Source organism: SAR324 cluster bacterium, from assembly GCA_029245725.1.
GTDB lineage: Bacteria > SAR324 > SAR324 > SAR324 > NAC60-12 > JCVI-SCAAA005.
Map to the genome: position 1 here is coordinate 1 of JAQWOT010000220.1, position 2753 is coordinate 2753.

The 2753-nt window shown below is 52.0% G+C and carries 2 protein-coding genes; both read right to left on the reverse strand.

Annotation, left to right across the window (positions count from 1 at the left end; all coding sequences use genetic code 11):
- On the reverse strand, nucleotides 1-1337 hold a 1337-nt coding region (locus tag P8O70_11775; protein ID MDG2197543.1), incomplete at its 3' end, for an AAA family ATPase.
- Nucleotides 1334-2557 (reverse strand): exonuclease SbcCD subunit D C-terminal domain-containing protein, encoded by a 1224-nt coding sequence (locus tag P8O70_11780; protein ID MDG2197544.1) that lies wholly within the window; start codon nucleotides 2555-2557, stop codon nucleotides 1334-1336. The genes P8O70_11775 and P8O70_11780, both read right to left, overlap by 4 nt.
- Nucleotides 2558-2753 lie beyond the last annotated feature (196 nt).

A 2753-nucleotide genomic window follows, 5' to 3' on the forward strand; every position in this document is an offset into this window, starting at 1 on the left:
TTACTTTGTTGCCATTTATGCTGTTGTTGTTGCCATTGTTGCCAAATACTACGTAACTCTGGGAGTGCTAGTTCCAACTGCTGGCAGTCGTCATGTTCCACTAGCCATTGCTGGCGTTGCTGTTGACGTAGCACAGCCTGCTGGACCCAGGCATCTTCTTGATGGAGTTGCTGACGTTGTTGATGGATGGTTTGTTCAAGGCGGGTTTGTTCCTGTTGACGAGACTCCCAACGCACCTGCTGGGTTTGGATCTGTGCATCAACTTCCAAGGCCAAGCGGATGGGCTCAATTAGCTGTTGGTAGCACTTTTCCTGATCCTGCAAACGGTTCTGGTCTTGTTGTGCATATGTTTCCAGACGTTGAACTTCCTTCTGCTTGACGCCCAGCTCCTCCCGCATGTGTTGCTGGGTGAATTGCTGCTGTTCCAACTGCTTCGCCTGCTTTTGCTGAGCTTGCCACTGAGGTAGGAAAGGCTGAAGTTGATGATGCTTTTGCAAGCGTTGCTGCTGTGGGGCAAAGGCCTCAAGAGCCTGCTGAACAGCCGCAATCTCCTGCTCCAATCGAGAACAAGTCGCTCGGCTCTCCCGTAACTGACGCAACCACCCGAGCTCACCTTGCAGTCGTTGTTCTGTGGCCTGCAGTTTCGGACGCTGTTGCATGTACTCATCAAGACGCTGTCGCAGGGTGCGCAATGCTTCTTCTTCCAGCAGGGGAAGTGTGCCCAGTTGTTGCTGGAGTTTTTCCAGCGCTTCTCGAGATTCTCGACTACAGTTGTAGGCTAGCTCGCTCAGCTCAGAGTAAACATGCAGACCTGTCAACTCCTCCAGCAACTCTCCTCGTTCCTTTTCCTTGGCTCGCAGGAATGCGGCAAAGTCCCCTTGTGGTAGAATGACAGAGCGGAGAAAACGCTCCATGTTCAAACCTGTGAGCTTCTCAACTTCCTTGGGAACATCACTAGAGCGCAGATCCAGGGTTTGGTTGGTTTCCAGATTCTGTAGTTCATGACGAGCCGGCTGAACTCTTCCTGTTGATTGGCCACGGGCTCGACGTAGGTTCCAACGTGCTCGGAAGCGACCCTGCTGAACGGCAAAATCCAGCTCTATCAGGGTCTCAGCAGTATGCCGTGTCATCAACTCCACAGGGGTGTTATGCCCATACCGAGGGACTCGGCCATAGAGGGCAACAATCATTGCATCCAATAGACTGCTCTTACCACCACCTGTCGGACCCGTGATTGCAAATAACCCTGCTTCGTAAAGAGGAAATTGGTCGAATTGAATCGTCCATTGATTGCGCAGGGCGTGCACGTTCTGAAGGTGTAGGCGCAGAATTCTCATTGGTTCTTTGCCTCCTCATGACGTGCCAGCAACTCTTCAAAAGTGCTGAGTTGATGCTGGGTCTCCTCTTCAGCAAGCGCATGAGATAAACACAGTTCTTGAAAGACTTCTCTGGGCTGCAGGTCTTCCAGATTCTGGACAGGTACTTGTTCCTCCAGTCCACTTGCCTGGTGTGTGTACTCCGTGCGCACCTGGAGCAACTGAAGCCAAGGCTTGGCTTCAGCGATCTCCTGTAATTTACGATCAATCTCCGGCTCAGGAGATTCCAGCTGTATCCGGGCTTCAACCCAGTCTTCAAATTCACTTGCTGGCTCCTCCAGCGCCTGGAGCTTTTGACAGACTTCTTCAACCGTTCCCTGCAAACGCAACAGTCGACGTGGAATTGGCAAAGGCAGCTCACGAACTTGCTGCAGCGTTCCTTTTTCCACCTCCAGTAGCAGAACCGACTTGGAATCCTGACGCTCACTGAAGCTCAGCGGTAACGGAGATCCAGAATAGCGAACATGATTCATTCCTGCCACTCGCTGAGGTCGATGCAGATGCCCCAGCGCGATGTAGTCAAAGAAATCTGGAAAGTCTGCCACGGGGAAGCGATCCTGTAGGCCAATGTGAATCTCCTTTTCCGAATCGCTAGGCTGACCATTGGCCACGAACAGATGCCCTGTTGTGCAGACAAATTGACCACGTTGCTTCCAAGGAGCAGCCAATTGCGCTAGTGTTTGGTAGTGTGTAGCGATACCTTCTCGCAGGCGTTGCTGACGTGCTTCATAGCTCTCTCCGGGTAGAATGTTGCGCAAATCAGCATCACGCAGGAAGGGAACCGCACAAACCAGGGCTTCTTCTCCATCTGCCCCCTGAATTGGGATCAATTGCTCTGCAGGGTCAGCTGGAAGTCCACCAACGACGTGCACCTGTAGGACTTCCAACAAGCGTTGTGGTGCCTGGAGGGTCAGCACAGAGTCATGATTTCCTCCGACTAGAATCGCCTGTTGACAGTTGGTTTCTTCGTGAAGTCGTCGCAGGAAGTTGAAGTATTGGCGCAGTGCCTGGTTTGGTGGGTTGGCTGTATCGAAGATGTCACCGGCATGGAGTAGACAGTCGACTTCCTGCTCTCGAATCAGTTGCAGTAGGTGCTCGAGGAAGAAATCATGCTCGGCAAAGCGCTCCAGGTTGCAGAGCTTTTGACCAAGGTGCCAATCTGAGGTGTGGAGAATACGCATGAGAGACTGTCACCTGAACAAGGTCCAACCACTGAATCACAAGATACAGCGAAAAAGGTCAAAAACTAGGTTCTTACGGGACCTGCGAACAATCAAGTAACCTCAGGAGGATTTTGCAAGATTCTAGAACACAGGTAGAGATTTATACAGACGGAGCCTGCTCTCCCAATCCAGGAAATGGGGGCTGGGGAGCAAT

Coding starts and splice junctions, on each gene's coding strand:
- P8O70_11780 (MDG2197544.1), bottom strand. CDS start 2,557: ATGCGTATTCTCCACACCTCAGATTGGCACCTTGGTCAAAAGCTCTGC.